Consider the following 19,211-nt stretch of genomic DNA (forward strand, 5'->3'; position numbering starts at 1 on the left):
GCAAAGCCGGCTCCCACAGGATTTGTGGTGTTGCACAGTTCTGTGGGAGCCGGCCTTGCCGGCGAAAGGCTGCATTGCAGCCCAACAAGGGCTTACTCAGTCGCCGGTGGCCACCGCCCGCTTGGGATCGGTAATCCACTCACTCCACGAGCCCGCATACAACTTGCCCAGCGGATACCCCGCCAGCGCCAGGGCAAACAGGTTGTGGCAAGCCGTCACGCCGGAGCCACAGTAAGCCACCAACTGCTCTGGCGAACGCTTGCCCAGTTTCTCGGCAAAACGCTGCTTGAGCTGCTCGGCCGGCAAAAACCGTCCATCCGCCCCCAGGTTGTCGGTAAATGCCGCGCACTGCGCGCCTGGGATGTGCCCGGCGACCGGGTCGATGGGTTCGACCTCGCCACGAAAACGCGGCAAGCCACGGGCATCGATCAGGGTCAGCTCGGGCTTGCCCAGGCGCTCGCCCAGCTGCGCGGCATCCAGCACCAGGCTGTCGTCCGGCTCACCGCTGAAGGTGCCTTCACGTTTGGCTGGCGGGTCGAGGCTCAACGGCAGCCCGGCCGCGTGCCAGGCTTTGAGGCCGCCATCCAGGATCGATACGCCGCTGCGCTTGCCTAGCCAGGCCAGCAGCCACCAGGCCCGGGCTGCGAAGGCGCCCGGGCCGTCATCGTAAAGAACGATCGCACTGTCATTGTCGATGCCCCAGGCCCGCAGCCGCTCGACCAGTTGCTCTGGCTCCGGCAACGGATGACGCCCGGTCACGCCCTTAATGATTGGCCCGCTGAGGTCGCGTTCCAGGTCGGCAAAATACGCTCCGGCGATATGCCCCTCGGCGTAACTGCGCTGACCATAATCGATGTCTTCCAGGGCAAAACGGCAATCGAGAATCACCAGCGCCGGCGCCTCCAGGCGTTCGGCCAATTGCTGGGCGGTGATCAGTTGCGCGAGGGGCATGACAGTCTCCTGAACGATTGAACGGATAAGGCCCGGGCGTTATTGCTCCAGCGCCTGGTTAAGCGAAACGTAGAATTCCTGGCACAAGGCATCCACCGCGGGGCGCGCCTTGGCGGTGACGAAGCCGAGCTCCAGCACCAGTACCTGATAGACACCGCGCTTGAAGGCTTCTTCACTCAGGTGCGCGGAATTTTCGCGAGTGGTGCAGAGAAAGCGCACCCAGGAAGTGAGGATGATCCAGGCATTGAGGGTCAGCGACTCGATCTGCACGGTATCCATCTCGACGATGCCGGCCTCGACAAAGCCGCGGTAGATCGCCTGGCCCTGCAGCAGGCAGCGCTGGGAAAAACGCCGGTATCGGGCGGCCAGCTCCTTGTCGCTGTCGAGCAGGTGCTCCAGGTCGCGGTGCAAAAAACGGTAGTTCCACATCGCCGCCAGCAGCGCCTTGAGGTAGAAGCGCTTGTCTTCCACCGTGGCCAGACGCCCTTGCGGCGGGCGCAGGAAGCTTTCCACCAGCTCTTCATACTGAGTGAAGAGCACAGCGATGATTTCCTGCTTGTTGGCGAAGTGGTAGTACAGGTTGCCGGGCGAAATCTCCATGTGCGCGGCAATGTGGTTGGTGCTGACACTACGCTCGCCCTGCTGGTTGAACAGCTCCAGGCTGTTCTGCACGATGCGCTCGCGGGTCTTGATACGCGGGGCCATGATCAATTCCAGGCGTTGAGCTTGAATGAATAGGTCCATCTTACGGTGTATCCACACCGGTATGTACCTGCAGACGCTGTGAAAAACAGTCGCACAGCACACATATTAGAGTATATGCTCTAGAAAACCTGCCTTGCCGTGGAGTTTCGCATGCTCGCCGACGCTACCCGCTCCCTGCCGCTCACTGAATTCGACGCCCTCGACGCGCTGTTTGCCAAGCAGCGCCAGGCCTTTGCCGATAACCCCCGGCCCACGGCTGCACAACGCCTGCAATGGCTCAAGAGCTTGCGCACTGCGCTTCTCGGCCAGCAGGACACCCTGATCGCAGCGATCAACGAGGACTTTTCCGGGCGTAGCGCCGACGAAACACTGCTGGCCGAACTGATGCCGAGCATCCAGGGCCTGCGCCATGCTGAAAAACATCTCAAGCAGTGGATGAAAGCCTCGAAACGCAAGGTCGGCCTGGCCTTCCAGCCAGCCAGCGCCGAGGTGCAGTACCAGCCGCTGGGCGTGGTCGGCATCATCGTGCCGTGGAACTACCCGCTGTTTCTCGCCATCGGCCCGCTGACCTGCGCCCTGGCCGCCGGCAACCGGGTGATGCTCAAGCTCAGCGAAGCCACACCGGCCACCGGCCTGCTGCTCCAGCAATTGCTCGACAAGGTATTCCCCGAAGACCTGGTCAGCGTGGTGCTGGGTGAAGCCGACGTTGCCCAGGCCTTCTCGCGCCTGCCGTTCGATCACCTGCTGTTTACCGGTGCCACCAGTGTCGGCCGCCAGGTGATGCTCGCCGCCGCGCAAAACCTCACCCCGGTAACCCTGGAGCTGGGCGGCAAATCGCCGGCCATTGTCTCTTCCAGCGTGCCACTGGCCGACGCCGCCGAACGCATCGCCTTCGGCAAGACCCTCAATGCCGGCCAGACCTGCGTGGCACCCGACTACGTGCTGGTGCCACGCGAGCGCTTGGACGATTTCGCCAGTGCCTACCAGAACGTGGTGCGGCGCTTTTATCCGACCCTGGCCAACAACCGGGACTACAGCGCGATCATCAACCCACGCCACCTGGCCCGCCTGGAGAGCTACCTGGAAGATGCGCGTAACAAGGGCGCCGAGATCATTGATCTGTATCCCGAAGAGCCGCGCCAGGGGCGCCGTCTGCCGCCGCACCTGCTGCTGAAGGTCAGCGACGAGATGCGCGTGATGCAGGACGAGATCTTCGGCCCGCTGCTGCCGCTGGTGCCCTACGACAACCTCGACCAGGCGCTGGCCTACATCAATCAGCGCCCGCGCCCGCTGGCGCTGTACTACTTCGGCTACGAACGCAGCGAACAGCAACGGGTACTGGAGCAGACCCACTCCGGTGGCGTGTGCCTCAACGACACCCTGCTGCACGTCGCCCAGGACGACCTGCCGTTCGGCGGTATCGGCCCATCGGGCATGGGCCATTACCACGGTCATGAGGGCTTCCTGACCTTCAGCAAGGCCAAGGCGGTGTTCGCCAAGCAGCGCTTGAATGCCGCGCGGCTGATCTACCCGCCCTACGGCAAGGCGCTGCTGAAGCTGGTGTACAAACTGTTCATTCGCTGAAAAACCATCTTCGGGCCTGATAACAATGACCACAAGCCTGCCTGTAAACCCCGCGCTGAGCCGGCGCGGGCTGCTCAAGCTCAGCCTCGGCGCCAGCGCTTTTCTCGCCACTGCCGGGCTGGGTGCCAGCCTCAGCGGCTGCTCGGCGCAAACACCGGCCAGCGGCTTCACTGCCCTGCGCCAGAACGACCTGCCGATTGTTCAGGCCCTGATTCCGGTAGTTCTGGCCGGCACCAAGGCGGCGGACAACCGCGAAGCCTTGCTACGCAGGCTGGACAACAAGCTCGCTGCCCTGTCGCCGGCCATGCTCAAGCTGACCCGGCAGCTGTTCGACGTGCTTGCCATGGCGGTCACCCGCGGGCCGTTGACCGGCATCTGGGGCAGTTGGGACAACGCCAGCAGCACGCAAATCGAAGCCTTTCTGCAACGCTGGCAGGACAGCTCGCTGAACCTGCTGCGCATGGGCCACGCCTCGCTGCTGCAACTGCTGCACATGGCCTGGTACGAACTGCCTGAATCCTGGGCCCATTGCGGCTACCCGGGGCCACCCAAGGTCTGATCCCCCCATAACGACAAGAGGCTGAAGATGCCCGTACCCGACCTGTTCCGCGACGGCCTTGGCCGTGGCTGGAAAACCCGTGACGCCTCGCGCCTGGACCAGGACCTGAGCCTGGAAACCGATATCGCCATCATCGGCAGCGGCGCCGGGGGTGCCACCAGTGCCGAGCTGCTCAGCGCCGCCGGTTTCAAGGTGCTGCTGATCGAAGAAGGCCCGCTGAAAACCAGCAGCGACTTCCACATGCTCGAAGACCAGGCCTACGCCAGCCTCTACCAGGAAGGGATCGGCCGTATGAGCAAGGACGGCGCCATCACCATTTTGCAAGGCCGCGCGGTCGGCGGCACGACCCTGATCAACTGGACCTCGAGCTTTCGTACACCCGAGCCCACGCTGGAGCACTGGGCCAGGGAACATGGCGTCAAGGGCCTGAGCAGCGCCGAACTGGCGCCGTGGTTCGCACGTATGGAGCAACGCCTGGGCATCGAGCCGTGGATCATGCCGCCCAACGCCAACAACGAGGCGCTACGCCGCGGCTGCGAAGCGCTGGGCTACAACTGGAAGGTGATCCCGCGCAACGTGCGCGGCTGCTGGAACCTGGGCTATTGCGGCATGGGTTGCCCGGTCAACGCCAAGCAGTCGATGCTGGTCACCAGCATTCCAGCGACCCTCGAGCACGGCGGCGAGCTGCTTTATCTGGCCCGGGCCGAGCGCCTGGAACACAACGGTGAACAGATCAGCGGTCTGCACTGCGTGGCCATGGACGCGCGCTGCGTCGAGCCGACCGGCCGCAAAATCCGGGTCAAGGCCCGGCATTACATCCTCGCCGGTGGCGGTATCAACAGCCCGGGCCTGCTGCTGCGCTCCGAGGCTCCGGACCCCCACGAGCGCCTGGGCAAACGCACCTTCCTGCACCTGGTCAACTTCAGCGCCGGGCTGTTCAAGGACCAGGTCAACCCGTTCTACGGTGCGCCGCAGTCGATCTATTCCGACCATTTCCAGTGGCGCGACGGCGTTAGCGGGCCGATTGGCTACAAGCTCGAAGTACCGCCCCTGCATCCAGCGCTGGCCAGCACCCTGCTGGGCAGCTTCGGCAAAGAAAACGCCCTGCGCATGGAGCAACTGCCGCATACCCACGTAATGCTCGCCCTGCTGCGCGACGGTTTTCACCCGGACAGCGTCGGTGGCGAGGTGCAACTGCGTGGCGATGGCTCGCCGGTGCTCGACTATCAGGTCTCGCCCTATGCCTGGGATGGCGTGCGCCGGGCTTTCCAGAGCATGGCCGAGATCCAGTTCGCGGCGGGTGCCGAAAGTGTGCTGCCGGTGCACAGCGATGCCCGCCATGTGAAAACCCTGGCCGAAGCCCGGCAAATGATCGACGGGCTGAATCTTGAGCTGTTTCGTACCCGCCTGGGCAGCGCCCATGTCATGGGCGGCTGCGCCATGGGCGAGGACCCACGCCAGGCAGTGTGTGACAGCCTGGGACGGCATCATCAGCTGGCCAACCTGTCGATCCACGACGGTTCACTGTTCCCCACCAGCATCGGTGCCAACCCGCAATTGTCGGTGTATGGCCTGACTGCGCGGCTCAGTGACGCCCTGGCCGAGCGCCTGGCAGCCGGCAGATGACAACAAATGGCCTCACTGTCTATAGTGCCTTCAGCGTGCGCGGGCGACTTGGCCGACCGCCATTGCTGCGATACCATCCGACTCCCCAACGCACTCCTGCCAGGACGACGCGATGAACCGAGTGTTGTACCCAGGTACTTTCGACCCTATTACCAAGGGCCATGGCGATCTGGTCGAGCGAGCCTCGCGGCTGTTCGACCAAGTGATCATTGCGGTCGCCGCCAGCCCGAAGAAAAACCCATTGTTCCCGCTGGAACAACGGGTGGAACTGGCTCGTGAGGTCACCAAGCACCTGCCCAATGTCGAAGTCCTCGGCTTCTCCACCTTGCTGGCGCATTTTGCCAAGGAACAGCAGGCCAATGTTTTCCTGCGCGGCCTGCGGGCTGTTTCGGACTTCGAGTACGAGTTTCAGCTGGCGAACATGAACCGCCAGCTGGCCCCCGACGTCGAGAGCCTGTTCCTTACCCCTTCGGAGCGTTATTCGTTCATTTCCTCGACCCTGGTCCGGGAAATCGCGGCGCTGGGCGGCGACATCACCAAATTCGTCCACCCGGTGGTGGCCGAGGCCCTGACCGAACGCTTCAAAAAGTGACATTGGCGATTTGACCACGGCGCCCGCGTGCACTGCGGGCGCTAATGCGGCACAATTATGCCCATTGGTTTTCAAATGCCTGGGTTCTGAGCCCTGGCCGGAGTCCCCATGTCCCTGATCATCACCGACGATTGCATCAATTGCGACGTCTGCGAACCCGAGTGCCCGAACGCTGCGATCTCTCAAGGCGAAGAGATCTACGTGATCGACCCCAACCTGTGCACCCAGTGCGTGGGTCACTACGACGAGCCGCAATGCCAGCAAGTCTGCCCGGTAGACTGCATCCCTCTGGATGAAGCCCATCCGGAGACCGAAGCGCAGCTGATGGAAAAATACCGCCGAATCACCGGCAAGGCCTGATGCCGTTCGTCGCCCGACTCATACCGCTGGTACTGGGCGCCACCCTGGCGCTAGGGGCTGCCTGTGCCCAGGCAGAAGGCCCGGGTCGCGCGGCGATTGCCACACCCCATGCCGAAGCCACCGCCGCTGCGCGGGAAATTCTCGAGCAGGGCGGTAACGCCTTTGACGCCGCCATTGCCGTCAGCGCCGCGCTGGCGGTGGTCGAGCCCTATGGCTCCGGCCTTGGCGGCGGCGGATTCTTCCTTCTGCGCGAAGGCGAAACGCCCGCCCGCTATACCTTTATCGACGCTCGCGAGCGCGCGCCAGGCAGAGCCAGCGAAGCCATGTACCTCAAGGACGGCAAGGTCCAACCGGGGTTGTCGATCAATGGCCCGCTGGCGGCAGCGATTCCCGGCTTGCCGGCAGCACTCGCGGATCTCGCTGCCCATTACGGCAAGCTGCCGCTGCAAAGCACCCTGGCTCCTGCCATTCGTCTGGCCAACCAGGGTTTTGCCGTCGACCGCATTTACCGCGACCGCGCGCAGATGCGCTTGAGCGCATTGCGCGACGACCCGGAAAGCGCCCGGCTGTTCCTCATCAATGGTGAAGTACCGGCCCTTGGCGCTCAGATCCGCCAACCGCAACTGGCCATTACCCTTGAGCGCATCGCCAGCCAGGGCCGCGACGGCTTCTATGCCGGCCCTACCGCTCAGGCCATGGTTGAGGGCGTACAAGCTGCAGGGGGCATCTGGCGCCTGGATGACCTGGCCAACTACCGCACCGCCAAACGCGAGCCGCTGCGCTACCAGCTTGCCGGCCAGCGTGAACTGATCAGCGCTCCGCCGCCCTCGGCCGGTGGCGTGGCCCTGGCCCAGAGCCTGGCGATGCTGCAGCGCCTGCCCTGGCAAAGCGCCGAGCCGGTGCAGCGCAGTCATTACGTGCTGGAAGTGTTGCGCCGGGCCTATCGCGACCGCGGTCTGCTCGGCGATCCGGACTACGTCGCCAACCCGTTGCCACAACTGCTCGCACGCAATTACCTGACTTCGCTGGCCGACAGCATCGACGCGCACCAGGCCACGCCCAGCAACAGCCTGCCGCCCGCCCCGGCCTGGCGCGAAGGTGATCACACCACTCACTTTGCGCTGATCGATGCCGACGGCAATGCCGTGGCCGCGACACTGTCGGTCAACCTGCCGTTCGGCGCCGCCTTCAGCGCCCCCGGTACCGGTGTGGTGCTGAACAACGAAATGGATGACTTTGCCGCCGACCCGCGTGGCAGCAACAGTTATGGCCTGGCCGGCAGCCAGGCCAACGCCGTGGCCGCCGGTAAACGGCCGCTGTCGAGCATGAGCCCGAGCTTTATCGAGAGCCCGACCCAGTTCGCCGCCTTCGGCACACCGGGCGGCAGCCGCATTCCGAGCATGGTGCTGCTGTCGATGATGGGCTTTCTTGAGGGCAAGCCGGTGGCCGACTGGCCGGCGGTGCCGCGCTATCACCACCAGTACCTGCCGGATGTGGTCGAGCACGAGCCGGGGGCGTTCAGCACCGGGCAGCAGCGTGAACTGCAGGCACGCGGCTACCAGCTCAAGGACCTGGGGCGGACCTACGGCAATCAGCAAGTACTGTACTGGGACAAGGCCGGGCAAACCCTCGAAGCCGCCAGCGACCCCCGCGGCGTGGGCGCCGCGCAGGTGCTCAGCCCGCGCTAAACACCTTCACTTCTGGCAGCGTAGGCAGAAGACGCTGGCGCGCTGGCCGAGCTTGACCTCACGCAGGATGCTGCCACACACCTTGCACGGCTCTTCCCCACGCCCGTAGACGAACAGTTCCTGCTGGAAGTAGCCCGGCTGGCCGTCGCCACCGATAAAGTCGCGCAAGGTGGTGCCGCCGCGCTCGATGGCGCAGGCCAGGATGCGTTTGATCTCGATCGCCAGCTTCAGGTAACGCGCCCGGGAAATGCTCCCGGCTTCACGGCGCGGATCAATGCCAGCGGCGAACAGCGCCTCGGTCGCATAGATATTGCCCACCCCGACCACCACCGCGTTGTCCATGATGAACGGCTTGACCGCCATGGAGCGGCCGCGTGACAGCTGGAACAGCCGCTCGCCGTCGAACAGATCGGTCAGGGGTTCCGGGCCGAGCTTGATCAGCAGCTCATGATTGAGCGGATCGAGGCTCCACAGCATCGCCCCGAAGCGCCGCGGGTCGGTGTAGCGCAGGGCCAGGCCCGACTCCAGTTCGATATCCACATGCTCGTGCTTGGCCGCCGGCAGGCCGATCTCGACCAGGCGCAAGTTGCCGGACATGCCCAGATGGCTGATCAGGGTGCCAACCTCGGCATTGAGCAGCAGGTACTTGGCGCGCCGCTCGACCTTGACGAAACGCTGCCCGGACAGGCGAATGTCGAGGTCCTCGGGGATCGGCCAGCGCAGGCGCCGGTCGCGCACGATCACCCGGCTGACCCGCTGGCCTTCCAGGTAAGGCGCAATACCGCGCCGGGTGGTTTCGACTTCTGGCAATTCCGGCATGGATCAGTGACCGCCCAGTTCGCGAATGGTCTGCTTGAGGTTCTCGAAGTCATACTCGGACAGGCCGACATAATCGAGCACCAGGTGCCCGACGGTATTCCATTCGTGGTCGACGCTCTGGTTGCCCAGCACCCGGTAGGAGGCACAGATGTGCTCGGCCATCTTCAGGATCGCCAGCAGGTTCTTCAACTGGCTGTTGCGCGCCGAGTCATCGCTGAACACCGCCAGGGCGTTGTGATGGTTGGCAATGGCATTGCTCAGGTGCTCGGGCAGGCGCCACGACTTGGCGGTGTAGTACCCGACCACCGCATGGTTGGTGTTGAACACCTGGTTTTCGGTATCGACCACCCGCTGTTCGGCGCCGGCACTGGCGTAGGCATCCTCGAGCACGCTCATGTACTCGGGGAAGCGCTTGAGCATCAGCGGCACGCCACAATCGTGGAACAGGCCCAGGGCATAGGCTTCGTCCACCGCCTGGGAGCCGATGCGCTTGGCCAGGGTCAGGCAGGTCATGGCCACGTCCTGGGCGGTGTCCCAGAAACGGTTGAGGGTGACGATGGTGTCGTCGCTCATCTCGCCCTTGATCGACTGCGCATTGATCAGATTGATGATCGAGCGGCTGCCGAGCAGATTCACCGCACGCTGGATCGAGGCGATCTTGTTGCTCAGGCCGTAGTACGGCGAGTTGACCAGCTTGAGCAATGCCCCGGACAAGCCCGGGTCCTGGGAGATCAGCTTGGCGATCACCTCCAGGTCGGGGTCGGGCATGTATTGTTCGAACTGCAGGTCAACCATGATCTGCGGCTGCGGCGGCACGCTGATGCCTTGCAGGGCGTTCTGGATCTGTTCGGCGGAGAGTTCCTGGGACATAAGTACACACTCGGGGCTGAGCGGCGATTCTAACCCGATCGTACTGGCCAGGGGTGAAGCTAAAGGCCACCGCTCTGTTGCAATTTGTCGCTATTCCCCATCGACACGGCAGGCATCGCGCTATAATCCCGCTCTTTTTTCCCGGAGCGACGTCATGTCCCTGCCCAGCCTTCGTCTCAAAGCCAATGCCGACCGCCGCCTGCGCGCTGGCCACCTGTGGGTCTACAGCAACGAAATCGACGTCGCCGCGACCCCGCTGCATGGCTTCAAGGCCGGTGACCAGGCGATCCTCGAAACCGCCGGCGGCAAGGCTTTGGGCGTCGTTGCCATGAGCCCGAACAACCTGATCTGCGCCCGCCTGCTGTCGCGTGACGCCAAGCTGGCCCTGGACAAGTCGCTGCTGGTGCACCGCATCAACGTTGCCCTGTCGCTGCGTGAGCGCCTGTTCGACAAGCCGTTCTACCGCCTGGTGTACGGTGATTCCGACTTGCTGCCGGGCCTGGTGGTCGATCGTTTCGGCGACATCCTGGTGGTCCAGCTTGCTTCGGCGACCATGGAGCAGCACAAGGATGACGTCGTAGCCGCCCTGGTCCAGGTGCTCAAGCCGACCGGCATCCTGTTCAAGAACGACTCGGCCGCGCGCGATGCCGAAGGCCTGGGCCGTTACGTCGAAACCGTGTTCGGCCTGGTACCGGAGTGGGTGGCCCTGGAAGAGAACGGCGTGAAGTTCGAAGCGCCGGTCATGGAAGGCCAGAAGACCGGCTGGTTCTACGACCACCGCATGAACCGCGCGCGTCTGGCGCCGTACGTCAAAGGCAAGCGCGTGCTCGACCTGTTCAGCTACATCGGTGGCTGGGGCGTACAGGCCGGTGCCTTTGGCGCCAGCGAAGTGTTCTGCGTCGATGCCTCGGGCTTTGCCCTGGACGGCGTCGAGCGTAACGCCGGGCTCAACGGCATTGCCGAGAAGCTGACCTGCATCGAAGGCGACGTGTTCGAAGCGCTGAAAGAGCTCAAGGCCTCCGAAGAGCGTTTCGACGTGATCGTGGCCGACCCGCCCGCCTTCATCAAGCGCAAGAAAGACCTGAAAAACGGCGAGGGCGCCTACCGCCGCCTGAACGAACAAGCCATGCGCCTGCTGACCAAGGACGGCATCCTGGTCAGTGCATCCTGCTCGATGCACCTGCCGGAAGACGACCTGCAGAACATCCTGCTGACCAGCGCCCGCCACCTGGACCGCAACATCCAACTGCTCGAACGCGGCGGCCAGGGCCCGGATCACCCGGTCCACCCGGCGATCCCGGAAACCCGCTACATCAAGAGCATCACCTGCCGCCTGCTGCCGAACAGCTAAGGCGTGGTGCAATAAAAAATCCCGGCCAGGTGCCGGGATTTTTTTGCCTGCAATACGCTAGCGGTTGGGCTGCCAGGTCAAATCGATACCATCGAGGGTCAGCGTCTTGTAACGTGGCATCACCGGTTTCATCTGCCCACTGCGGATCAACTGAACCAGTCGCTCGGTGTTATCGCGAATACTGTGCAGGCTACCGACTTCGCGCCACTCCCCCTTGCCCTCGCGGGCAAACAGGAAAACGCTGGATGCGTAGGTGTGCCGCGGGATCATCAACACTTCGTTGCGCCCGTCGCCATCCATGTCCACCCCCCACAGGAAACAACCCTTGCCGCCGCATTGGCTCAGGGCCATGACCATCGTGGCGAACTCCTCGCTGCCAGGTTGCTCAGGCCCCAGCCATTCAAGGTTCGGGGCGTGACTGTCGTCGGCGTACAGCGGGTGGGCTTCATCCATGATCCACTGCAGCTTTTTCCGTCCTTCGGCGTCGAACAGTTCGTCAGTCTTGAGCCGCGCTTCCAGCGCCTTGAACGCCTCACGTCCCGGCTTGCCCAGGCGGTGGTACAAAGTTCTGGCATCGAATTCCTGGATCGCGGTACGCCCGCTAAGCAGACGCTCGACCTGGTTGTTTGCACTGAGCTGCAAAGGGTTCAGCAGCGGCGTATAGAACAGCACCACGAGCACCGCGCTGAGCAGGGCAATCCACGGGTTGCTGACCCGCAGGCTGTGCAACCAGCCCTGGCGCGAGGCGAACACTGCCCAGAGTGCGGCCAGGCTGTGAACCTGCATCACACCGATCAGCAACAGGGCGAGGATGCGCTCAGGCGTAAGGCCATACTGATTTACCCGCAACCAGCTTGAATAGCCCGCCAGCGCCACCAGTACCGGCAAGCACAGCAAGCAGGCCTCGACCAGGCGCTTGAGCACGCTCGGATAGGGATTGGCCTGATGGCCATCCTGGAACACGCCGTTGACCAAAAACAGGTTGATGACCACCAGCAACAACAAGATGGTGGTCGAGTAGCCGGTACTCCAGATCGGCTGCAACCCGGTAAACGGCAGCATCAGGCTGAACAGTACGGCGATCAGTGCGCTCAGTGGCAGCAACACACGACACAGGGTCAGTAGCACGCCGCGCAGCAGGCCGATGACTTTTTCGTTCTCCAGGCCCATGCGCATCCCCAGGGAGAACACTACCGCCAGGCCGATGCGCACTACTGGCGCCGAGGTCAGCACGTCTTCGACCTGGGGGATGCCGAGCATCAGGAACAGGCGTCCGCACAACCACAGCAGCAGCCAGAACAACAGGGTGAACAGCAGTGCCAGGAGGACGATGAAGATGTTGTTCCAGGCATGCCGGAACAGGTCTTCATAGCGCAGCCGCAGGCCTTCGCGGGTCGGCCAGCTGAGGATGAAGGCGGTGCCGATGTAGGTGACGGCAACCGCAGCCACCCATGAGCTCTGCCAGACCCAGCCCAGGGTGTCCTGACTGAAGGTCCAGCTGCTGATAAAGCCGATCAGCAGCGTCAAGCCCAGTACCAGCCAGCCCGTACCGCGATGCAGCACTGCACTGCCAAGCAGTTGCAGGTTGACCCCGGCCACCAGCACGGCGGCGCACAGGCCGAATGGCAGCCCGGCGATATCGATTTGGACGTGCCTGGCGTAGAGGAACACCAGGCCCTGAATCAGGCCGATAGCCAGGTAGAACAGTAAAGATCGACTTATCGCAGGCATTGCAAATCCTTTTGGCCAGTGGGGTGCGAAGGGCGCAAGTCTACCTAAAGCCTGGCAACCGACGCCAAGGCCTTTACCTTGCTGGCTGCGCCAACGGCCAATTATCACAACGCCATTCCCTCAAGGCCGTGGCGGTGTAGAATCGGGCTATTCATCGCCAGTCATCCCCGGCGGGTTTATGAGCTCTGGCCGAGCGCACGGCGATCCCGCGGCGATCTCGGCTTCATCCGTACCAGCGGCCACCTGCCTTCGGTGCAAAGGACAAGAGAAGCTCACTCCCCTTTTTGTTACCTGATTAGCCGCCAGGAGTGCTTCATGCCTGATTACCGCTCGAAAACGTCCACCCACGGCCGCAATATGGCCGGCGCCCGCGCCCTCTGGCGTGCCACCGGGATGAAGGACGAAGACTTCAAGAAACCGATCATCGCCATCGCCAACTCGTTCACCCAGTTCGTCCCGGGCCACGTGCACCTGAAGGACCTGGGCCAGCTGGTCGCCCGCGAGATCGAACGCGCCGGTGGCGTGGCCAAGGAATTCAACACCATCGCGGTCGACGACGGCATCGCCATGGGCCATGACGGCATGCTCTATTCGCTGCCTAGCCGCGAGATCATTGCCGACTCGGTCGAGTACATGGTCAACGCCCACTGCGCCGACGCCATCGTCTGCATCTCCAACTGCGACAAGATCACCCCCGGCATGCTGATGGCCGCGCTGCGCCTGAACATCCCGGTGATCTTTGTCTCCGGCGGGCCGATGGAAGCCGGCAAGACCAAACTGGCCAGCCACGGCCTGGACCTGGTCGACGCCATGGTCATTGCCGCCGACTCCACCGCCAGCGACGAAAAAGTCGCCGAGTACGAGCGCAGCGCCTGCCCGACCTGCGGTTCGTGTTCCGGCATGTTCACCGCCAACTCGATGAACTGCCTGACCGAAGCCCTGGGCCTGGCCCTGCCGGGCAACGGTTCGACCCTGGCCACCCACAGCGATCGCGAACAGCTGTTCCTGCAGGCTGGCCGTACCATCGTCGAGCTGTGCAAGCGCTACTACGGCGACAACGACCAGAGCGTGCTGCCGCGTAACATCGCCAACTTCAAGGCGTTCGAGAACGCCATGATGCTGGACATCGCCATGGGTGGTTCGACCAACACCATCCTGCACCTGCTGGCCGCCGCCCAGGAAGCCGAGATCGCTTTCGATCTGCGCGACATCGATCGCCTGTCGCGCAAAGTGCCGCAACTGTGCAAGGTGGCGCCGAACATCCAGAAGTACCACATGGAAGACGTCCACCGCGCCGGTGGCATCTTCAGCATCCTTGGGTCGCTGGCCCGTGGCGGTCTGCTGCACACCGACCTGCCGACCGTGCACAGCCCGAGCATGGAAGAAGCCATCGCCAAGTGGGACATCACCCAGACCAGCGACGAAGCGGTTCACCATTTCTTCAAGGCGGGCCCGGCCGGTATCCCGACCCAGACCGCGTTCAGCCAGTCGACCCGTTGGCCGAGCCTGGATGACGACCGCGAAAACGGCTGCATCCGCAGCGTCGAGCACGCCTATTCGCAAGAAGGCGGCCTGGCCGTGCTGTACGGCAACATCGCCCTGGACGGCTGCGTGGTGAAAACCGCCGGCGTCGACGAGTCGATCCACGTCTTCGAAGGCAACGCGAAGATCTTCGAAAGCCAGGACAGCGCCGTACGCGGCATCCTTGCTGACGAAGTGAAGGCAGGCGACATCGTCATCATCCGCTACGAAGGCCCGAAGGGCGGCCCGGGCATGCAAGAAATGCTCTACCCGACTTCGTACCTCAAGTCCAAAGGCCTGGGCAAAGCCTGTGCACTGCTCACCGACGGCCGTTTCTCTGGCGGTACCTCGGGCCTGTCGATTGGCCACGCTTCGCCAGAAGCCGCAGCCGGCGGCGCGATTGGCCTGGTGCAGGACGGCGACAAGGTGTTGATCGACATCCCCAACCGCTCGATCAACCTGCTGGTCAGCGATGAAGAGCTGGCCGCGCGCCGAGTGGAACAGGACAAGAAAGGCTGGAAACCGGTCGAAGCGCGGCCACGCAAAGTGACCACTGCGCTGAAGGCTTATGCCCTGCTGGCGACCAGCGCCGACAAGGGCGCGGTCCGCAACAAGGCGCTGCTCGACGGGCTGTAAGTCGTTCTGGCGGTGCAAAAACCGACGCCTTGTGCGCCGGTTTTTTTATGCCTGTGGTTTACGCGGTGCGACCTATCGCCGGCAAGCCGGCTCCCACAGTGGCTGTGTACACCGGGCCACTGTGGGAGCTGGCTTGCCAGCGATGGGCTGCAAGGCAGCCCCACTCAATACTTGGCCCGCACGCTAAAGGTCAGGTTGCGCGGCTCGCCATAGAAGTTCGACCCCCACGAACTGTCCACCCGCTCATAGTAAGTACGATCAAACAGGTTGTTGGCCGTCAGCGTCGCCGACAGGTTCTGGTTGAACTTGTACCCCACCTGGGCCGTGGCGATGCTGTAGCCGCCCTGGACGAAGTCCACGTCACGTTTGTAGTAAGTGGCACTCACTGCCCGCACCCCGCCACCGACGCTGAAGTCCTTCAGCGGGCCATCGGCAAATTCGTAGCGCGTCCACAGGTTGAAGTTGTGCTTGGGGGTGATGGTGGTGCCCTGGTTGGTGTCTTCGCCACTCAGCGACTTGAGCATGGTGAAGGCGTAGCCGGTGCTGATGCTCCAGTTGTCGGTGAGGTTGCCGCTCAGCTCGGTTTCCCAACCCTGGCTGCGAATCTTGCCTTGCGGCTCGTAGTACTGGTTGTTGGCCACCAGCTCGGCGCGGTTCTCGTCGTAGATGCGAAACAGCGCCACGCTGCCATTCAAACGGCCATCGTAAAACTCACGCTTGAGGCCGATTTCGTACTGTTTGCCTTTGCGTGGGGCGATGGTCTGGCCACCGGCATTCACATCGGTCTGCGGCTTGAACACACTGGTGTAGCTGGCATAGGCCGACAGCTCCGGCGTCAGCTTGGCCACCAGCGCCCCGTAGGGAATGACCTTGCGGTTGATGCTGGTCTCGGTGCTGTTGAAGTTGTTGAAAAAGGCGTTGGCGTTGTGCGCATCGCTTTCGAACCAGGTCACCCGGCTGCCAAGGATCACGTCCAGCCAGTCGGTGGCGCTGATCTTGGTGCGGGCGTAGAGGCCGTACTGGTGCGATTTCGACCAGTTGCCGTTGTCCATTTCGTACTTCTGCTTGGGGATATTGATGCTGCCTGGGTCGAACACATTGGTGTCGAAGTATTCACCGCCGCCGTAGGTGAAATCCTTGTCCAGGTGCTGGTACTCGGCGCCCACGGTCAGCTCGTGGGTACGGCCGAACGCTTCCACCGGAACGGTCACGAAGCTGTCCAGGCCCAGGGTCTTGATGTGGGTGTAGTAGGAGTAGGCCACGGCCGAGCTGGCGCCGGTGGCCGGGTCTACCGCGCCGTCGCTCCAGGTGAAGTTGCGGGTCGGGGTTTCGGCATCGCGGTAGGTCAACGAGGTCTTGAACTGGCCGCCGTTCTCCAGCGCGTGATCGACTTCGAAGAAGCTCTCCCAGACGTGCTCGTCCAGTTCATTCCACTTGGCATCGACGAAGGTCGAGCGCTTGACGTCCAGCAGCTTGCCGTTGGCGTAAGCCGGCAGGCCGAACGCCGGGGTGGAGTGGTTTTTCTGATAGGCGCCGCCCAGCGACAGCGTAGTGTCCGGGGTCACGTCGTATTCCAACCGGCCATAAACCATTGGCCGCTCGTTCTGGGCGTAATCGACGAAGGACTTATTGTCCTCATAAGCGGTAACGAAGCGCCCGCGCAGGCTGCCGTCGCTGTTGAGCGGGCCGGTGATGTCCACGGTCGAGTGGTAGCGATCGTAAGAGCCTGCCGACAGCTCGCCACTCAGGGCGAACTGCCCGAGGGCGCGCTTGCGCACCAGGTTGATGGTACCACCAGGCTCGCCGGCGCCCTGATACAGGCCGGAAGGCCCGCGCAACACTTCGACGCGGTCGAACATCGCCAGGTCGAAGCTGGTCATCAGGTCGCCCTGGCCAGTCATTTGCGAGACGCCATCGACCTGCACCTGATCGACCAGAAAACCGCGCATATACACGTCATTAAGGCTGGAGCCGGAGTTGTAGCTCTTGATCGTCGCCCCGGTGACCTGGCGCATGGCGTCCTGCAGGCTGTTCATGTTCTGGTCGTCCATGCGCTGACGGGTGACGACCGATACCGACTGCGGAATGTCCTTGAGCTTTTGCTCCCCCTTGCCGATGGTCAGCGCACCTGTGGTGTAGGACTGGCTGCCTTCGGTAGTGGCGCCCAGCACCTTGCCGCCGACCATGGTCGCGCCCAACTGCAACGCGGCGTCATCGCCCTGGCGTCTTTCCAGGGTTACGCTGTCGCGATCGATGTAGGTTGCGCTCAGGCCAGTGCCGGCCAGCAGCCGGGCCAGTGCCTGGTCCTGTGGATAACTGCCGCTCAAGCCCGGGGAGCGCAAGCCTTGAGTGACCTCGGCGCCGACCAGCACCTGCACCCGGGTTACCGCACTGAAGGCTGCCAGCGCCGCATCCAGCGATTGCGCCGGGATCTCAAAGCGATAGACCTGCGCTTGCGCGGCAGGCGCGGCCAGGGTCGGCAGTGCCAGTGTGCCGCAGCCCAGGGCAATGGCCAGGCTCAGCAGGGTCGGCACGCCGGGCAGGCGCCGGGTGGCGGTGGTGTGTTCCATCAGTGATGCTCCCCAGAATCGTCGAAGTCGTTAAGTGGCGCCGCACTGTCTGAGAGTGCTTATTATTTGCGCCTACGAGATCAAGGACGTCAGCTACTGGGGAAACCCTGAAACTTTCGTAAGAATTTTTTCAGCCCTCACGCAATACGCGCAGGTACGAGGTGTAGTGCTCGGCGCGCAGGCCCAGGGTGTGGGTCAAGGCCTTGAGCACGGCCTCGGGCTTGTCGATCTCAAACACCCCCGAGACCTTGCGCTGGCGCAGGCTCTCGCCCAGCACCAGGGTCTGCCCCGGCCAGTAACGGTTGAGGGCATCGACCACTTCGACCAGCGGCTGCTCGCGGAATACCAGCTGGCGTTGGCGCCAGGCGAACTCGGCGGCCACATCGAAAGCATGCTCGGAACTCAGTTGAGCGCCGCGATACTCAACTGCGCGACCGGGTTCGAGCAGCACTGTCCGGTGATTGTCGGCGCTGACCTGGACCTTGCCCTGAGCTACCCGCACGCGCGTCTGGTCACCCTGCCGGGCCACGCTGAAGCGCGTGCCTACGACCTTGACCCAGCCATCGCCCGAGCGAATCACGAACGGCCGCGCCGGGTCATGACTGACATCGAACCAGGCCTCGCCACGCAACAGACGCACCCGCCGCTCGCCATCAGCCAACTCGACCTGCAGCGCCGTGTCAGTGTTGAGCTGAAGTTGCGAACCGTCCGCCAGGGCAATGTTGCGCGACTCTCCGGTGCTGGTGGCAAAGTCGGCGCGCCAGCGGTCCGGCCAGGGGCTGTACGCCAGCAAACCGACCATCAACAACACTGCTGCAGCACTGGCCCAGACCTGCAACCGCGGCCGGCGCCAGCGCGCACGCTGGGCGTCGCGTATCTGCCGCGCCGGCTCACGTAACGCACCCAGCAGGCCAAGCACTTCGTCCCAGGCCTGGACCTGTGCCGGGCCCCGGGCCAGCCAGGCGGTGAAGGCCTCGCGCTCAGCGAGCGTGACGTCCTCGGCCTGCAGGCGGTAGTACCAGCCACTGGCTTCGGCGAACAGGTCGTCGGCCTCTGTGGCGTGTGGGTCGGTCATCGGGGTATCCGTCGCTGCAATTGGCCGGCTCATGGGCACGACCTCGGCGTGCCGCTGAGCAAGCGCGCCTTGATAAAGGCCCGGCAGTCGATCAGCGCACGGCGCAATTGGTATTCGACACTACGCGGGGAAATCTGCAGCCGCTGGCCAATTTCCCGGTAGGAACATTCGTCGACATGATAAAGCAGGAAGATATGCCGGGTCGCCTCGGGCAGGGCCTGGATGGCCTCGTGCATCAGCGCTTGCTCCTGCAGCGCAGACAATTGCTCGTCGACCCCGGGCGTTTCGCAGGCCAGCTCCTCGCTGGGTTCACCGCCGTCCAGGCGCTCGCGGCGAATGGACTGACGCTGGTGGTCACGTACCAGGTTGCTGGCAATGGTGAAGAGAAAGGCCGGCAGGTTGTCGATCTTCTTGTCGGCAGGCAGCCGCGCCAGGCGCAGGAACGATTCCTGCGTCAGGTCGGCTGCCACCTGCGAATTGCCCGTGCGGCGCGCAACAAAGGCTTCCAGCGCTTTCTTGTGCTCGGCGAACAAGCGGGCAATCTGCGTATTCCACGAAGACACGGTACTTCCT

General features: G+C 63.5%; 16 protein-coding genes. 8 read left to right on the plus strand and 8 right to left on the minus strand.

The window, feature by feature from the left end; genetic code table 11:
• Window positions 1-96: 96 nt before the first annotated feature.
• Window positions 97-951 (minus strand): sulfurtransferase, encoded by an 855-nt coding sequence (locus tag ABM562_RS21920; protein WP_115089413.1) that lies wholly within the window; start codon window positions 949-951, stop codon window positions 97-99.
• A gap of 39 nt (window positions 952-990) precedes the next feature.
• Complete coding sequence (locus tag ABM562_RS21925; protein ID WP_115089523.1) at window positions 991-1,656, minus strand: TetR/AcrR family transcriptional regulator; 666 nt, start codon at window positions 1,654-1,656, stop codon at window positions 991-993.
• A 150-nt stretch (window positions 1,657-1,806) separates the two neighbouring features.
• On the opposite strand from ABM562_RS21925, the gene ABM562_RS21930 reads away from it, so the two are divergent.
• The 6 genes from ABM562_RS21930 to ggt all read left to right on the plus strand — a co-directional run bounded on the left by ABM562_RS21930 (window position 1,807) and on the right by ggt (window position 8,065).
• Window positions 1,807-3,240, plus strand: a complete 1,434-nt coding sequence (locus tag ABM562_RS21930; RefSeq protein ID WP_460423320.1) for a coniferyl aldehyde dehydrogenase — start codon at window positions 1,807-1,809, stop codon at window positions 3,238-3,240.
• A gap of 25 nt (window positions 3,241-3,265) precedes the next feature.
• Window positions 3,266-3,799 (plus strand): twin-arginine translocation pathway signal protein, encoded by a 534-nt coding sequence (locus tag ABM562_RS21935; protein WP_115089415.1) that lies wholly within the window; start codon window positions 3,266-3,268, stop codon window positions 3,797-3,799.
• Between the two features lie 27 nt (window positions 3,800-3,826).
• Window positions 3,827-5,425, plus strand: coding sequence for a GMC family oxidoreductase (locus ABM562_RS21940; protein ID WP_115089416.1), 1,599 nt, complete (start codon window positions 3,827-3,829; stop codon window positions 5,423-5,425).
• Window positions 5,426-5,537: 112 nt separating this feature from the next.
• Window positions 5,538-6,017, plus strand: a complete 480-nt coding sequence (gene coaD / locus ABM562_RS21945) for a pantetheine-phosphate adenylyltransferase (protein ID WP_115089417.1) — start codon at window positions 5,538-5,540, stop codon at window positions 6,015-6,017.
• Between the two features lie 108 nt (window positions 6,018-6,125).
• Complete coding sequence (locus ABM562_RS21950; RefSeq protein WP_038997674.1) at window positions 6,126-6,377, plus strand: YfhL family 4Fe-4S dicluster ferredoxin; 252 nt, start codon at window positions 6,126-6,128, stop codon at window positions 6,375-6,377.
• A complete protein-coding gene (gene ggt / locus ABM562_RS21955; protein ID WP_460423323.1) occupies window positions 6,377-8,065 on the plus strand; it encodes a gamma-glutamyltransferase in 1,689 nt (562 codons plus the stop codon). The genes ABM562_RS21950 and ggt overlap by 1 nt, the downstream gene beginning before the upstream one ends.
• Before the next feature lie 6 nt (window positions 8,066-8,071).
• Here ggt and mutM read toward each other — a convergent pair whose 3' ends face one another.
• Entirely contained in the window at window positions 8,072-8,884 is an 813-nt protein-coding gene (gene mutM, locus ABM562_RS21960; protein WP_115089419.1) for a bifunctional DNA-formamidopyrimidine glycosylase/DNA-(apurinic or apyrimidinic site) lyase, read from the minus strand.
• Between the two features lie 3 nt (window positions 8,885-8,887).
• Window positions 8,888-9,700 carry an HDOD domain-containing protein gene (locus ABM562_RS21965; RefSeq protein ID WP_166675626.1) on the minus strand — a complete coding sequence of 271 codons (813 nt, stop codon included), beginning with the start codon at window positions 9,698-9,700 and terminating at the stop codon, window positions 8,888-8,890.
• A 208-nt stretch (window positions 9,701-9,908) separates the two neighbouring features.
• Here ABM562_RS21965 and ABM562_RS21970 point away from each other — a divergent pair, with 208 nt between their 5' ends.
• A complete protein-coding gene (locus ABM562_RS21970; protein WP_010222172.1) occupies window positions 9,909-11,105 on the plus strand; it encodes a class I SAM-dependent rRNA methyltransferase in 1,197 nt (398 codons plus the stop codon).
• A gap of 57 nt (window positions 11,106-11,162) precedes the next feature.
• Here ABM562_RS21970 and ABM562_RS21975 read toward each other — a convergent pair whose 3' ends face one another.
• A complete protein-coding gene (locus ABM562_RS21975; RefSeq protein WP_460423325.1) occupies window positions 11,163-12,836 on the minus strand; it encodes a DUF4153 domain-containing protein in 1,674 nt (557 codons plus the stop codon).
• Window positions 12,837-13,151: 315 nt separating this feature from the next.
• On the opposite strand from ABM562_RS21975, the gene ilvD reads away from it, so the two are divergent.
• On the plus strand, window positions 13,152-14,993 hold the full coding sequence (gene ilvD, locus ABM562_RS21980; RefSeq protein WP_093377274.1) for a dihydroxy-acid dehydratase: 1,842 nt from the start codon (window positions 13,152-13,154) through the stop codon (window positions 14,991-14,993).
• Window positions 14,994-15,157: 164 nt separating this feature from the next.
• Here ilvD and ABM562_RS21985 read toward each other — a convergent pair whose 3' ends face one another.
• From ABM562_RS21985 to ABM562_RS21995, 3 genes are all read right to left on the minus strand, one after another.
• Entirely contained in the window at window positions 15,158-17,563 is a 2,406-nt protein-coding gene (locus tag ABM562_RS21985) for a TonB-dependent siderophore receptor (RefSeq protein ID WP_115089425.1), read from the minus strand.
• A 130-nt stretch (window positions 17,564-17,693) separates the two neighbouring features.
• On the minus strand, window positions 17,694-18,638 hold the full coding sequence (locus tag ABM562_RS21990) for a FecR family protein (RefSeq protein WP_346617753.1): 945 nt from the start codon (window positions 18,636-18,638) through the stop codon (window positions 17,694-17,696).
• A gap of 29 nt (window positions 18,639-18,667) precedes the next feature.
• Window positions 18,668-19,201: an RNA polymerase sigma factor gene (locus tag ABM562_RS21995; protein WP_460423327.1), complete on the minus strand. Its 534-nt coding sequence runs from the start codon at window positions 19,199-19,201 to the stop codon at window positions 18,668-18,670.
• Window positions 19,202-19,211 lie beyond the last annotated feature (10 nt).

The sequence above is a fragment of the Pseudomonas sp. ZL2 genome (genome assembly GCF_054788455.1).

What these genes read in the sequence shown, in the direction of transcription:
- ABM562_RS21920 (WP_115089413.1), bottom strand. Translation starts at nt 951, where the DNA reads ATGCCCCTCGCGCAACTGATCACCGCCCAGCAATTGGCCGAACGCCTG.
- ABM562_RS21925 (WP_115089523.1), bottom strand. Translation starts at nt 1,656, where the DNA reads ATGGCCCCGCGTATCAAGACCCGCGAGCGCATCGTGCAGAACAGCCTG.
- ABM562_RS21930 (WP_460423320.1), top strand. Translation starts at nt 1,807, where the DNA reads ATGCTCGCCGACGCTACCCGCTCCCTGCCGCTCACTGAATTCGACGCC.
- ABM562_RS21935 (WP_115089415.1), top strand. Translation starts at nt 3,266, where the DNA reads ATGACCACAAGCCTGCCTGTAAACCCCGCGCTGAGCCGGCGCGGGCTG.
- ABM562_RS21940 (WP_115089416.1), top strand. Translation starts at nt 3,827, where the DNA reads ATGCCCGTACCCGACCTGTTCCGCGACGGCCTTGGCCGTGGCTGGAAA.
- coaD (WP_115089417.1), top strand. Translation starts at nt 5,538, where the DNA reads ATGAACCGAGTGTTGTACCCAGGTACTTTCGACCCTATTACCAAGGGC.
- ABM562_RS21950 (WP_038997674.1), top strand. Translation starts at nt 6,126, where the DNA reads ATGTCCCTGATCATCACCGACGATTGCATCAATTGCGACGTCTGCGAA.
- ggt (WP_460423323.1), top strand. Translation starts at nt 6,377, where the DNA reads ATGCCGTTCGTCGCCCGACTCATACCGCTGGTACTGGGCGCCACCCTG.
- mutM (WP_115089419.1), bottom strand. Translation starts at nt 8,884, where the DNA reads ATGCCGGAATTGCCAGAAGTCGAAACCACCCGGCGCGGTATTGCGCCT.
- ABM562_RS21970 (WP_010222172.1), top strand. Translation starts at nt 9,909, where the DNA reads ATGTCCCTGCCCAGCCTTCGTCTCAAAGCCAATGCCGACCGCCGCCTG.
- ABM562_RS21975 (WP_460423325.1), bottom strand. Translation starts at nt 12,836, where the DNA reads ATGCCTGCGATAAGTCGATCTTTACTGTTCTACCTGGCTATCGGCCTG.
- ilvD (WP_093377274.1), top strand. Translation starts at nt 13,152, where the DNA reads ATGCCTGATTACCGCTCGAAAACGTCCACCCACGGCCGCAATATGGCC.
- ABM562_RS21985 (WP_115089425.1), bottom strand. Translation starts at nt 17,563, where the DNA reads ATGGAACACACCACCGCCACCCGGCGCCTGCCCGGCGTGCCGACCCTG.
- ABM562_RS21990 (WP_346617753.1), bottom strand. Translation starts at nt 18,638, where the DNA reads ATGACCGACCCACACGCCACAGAGGCCGACGACCTGTTCGCCGAAGCC.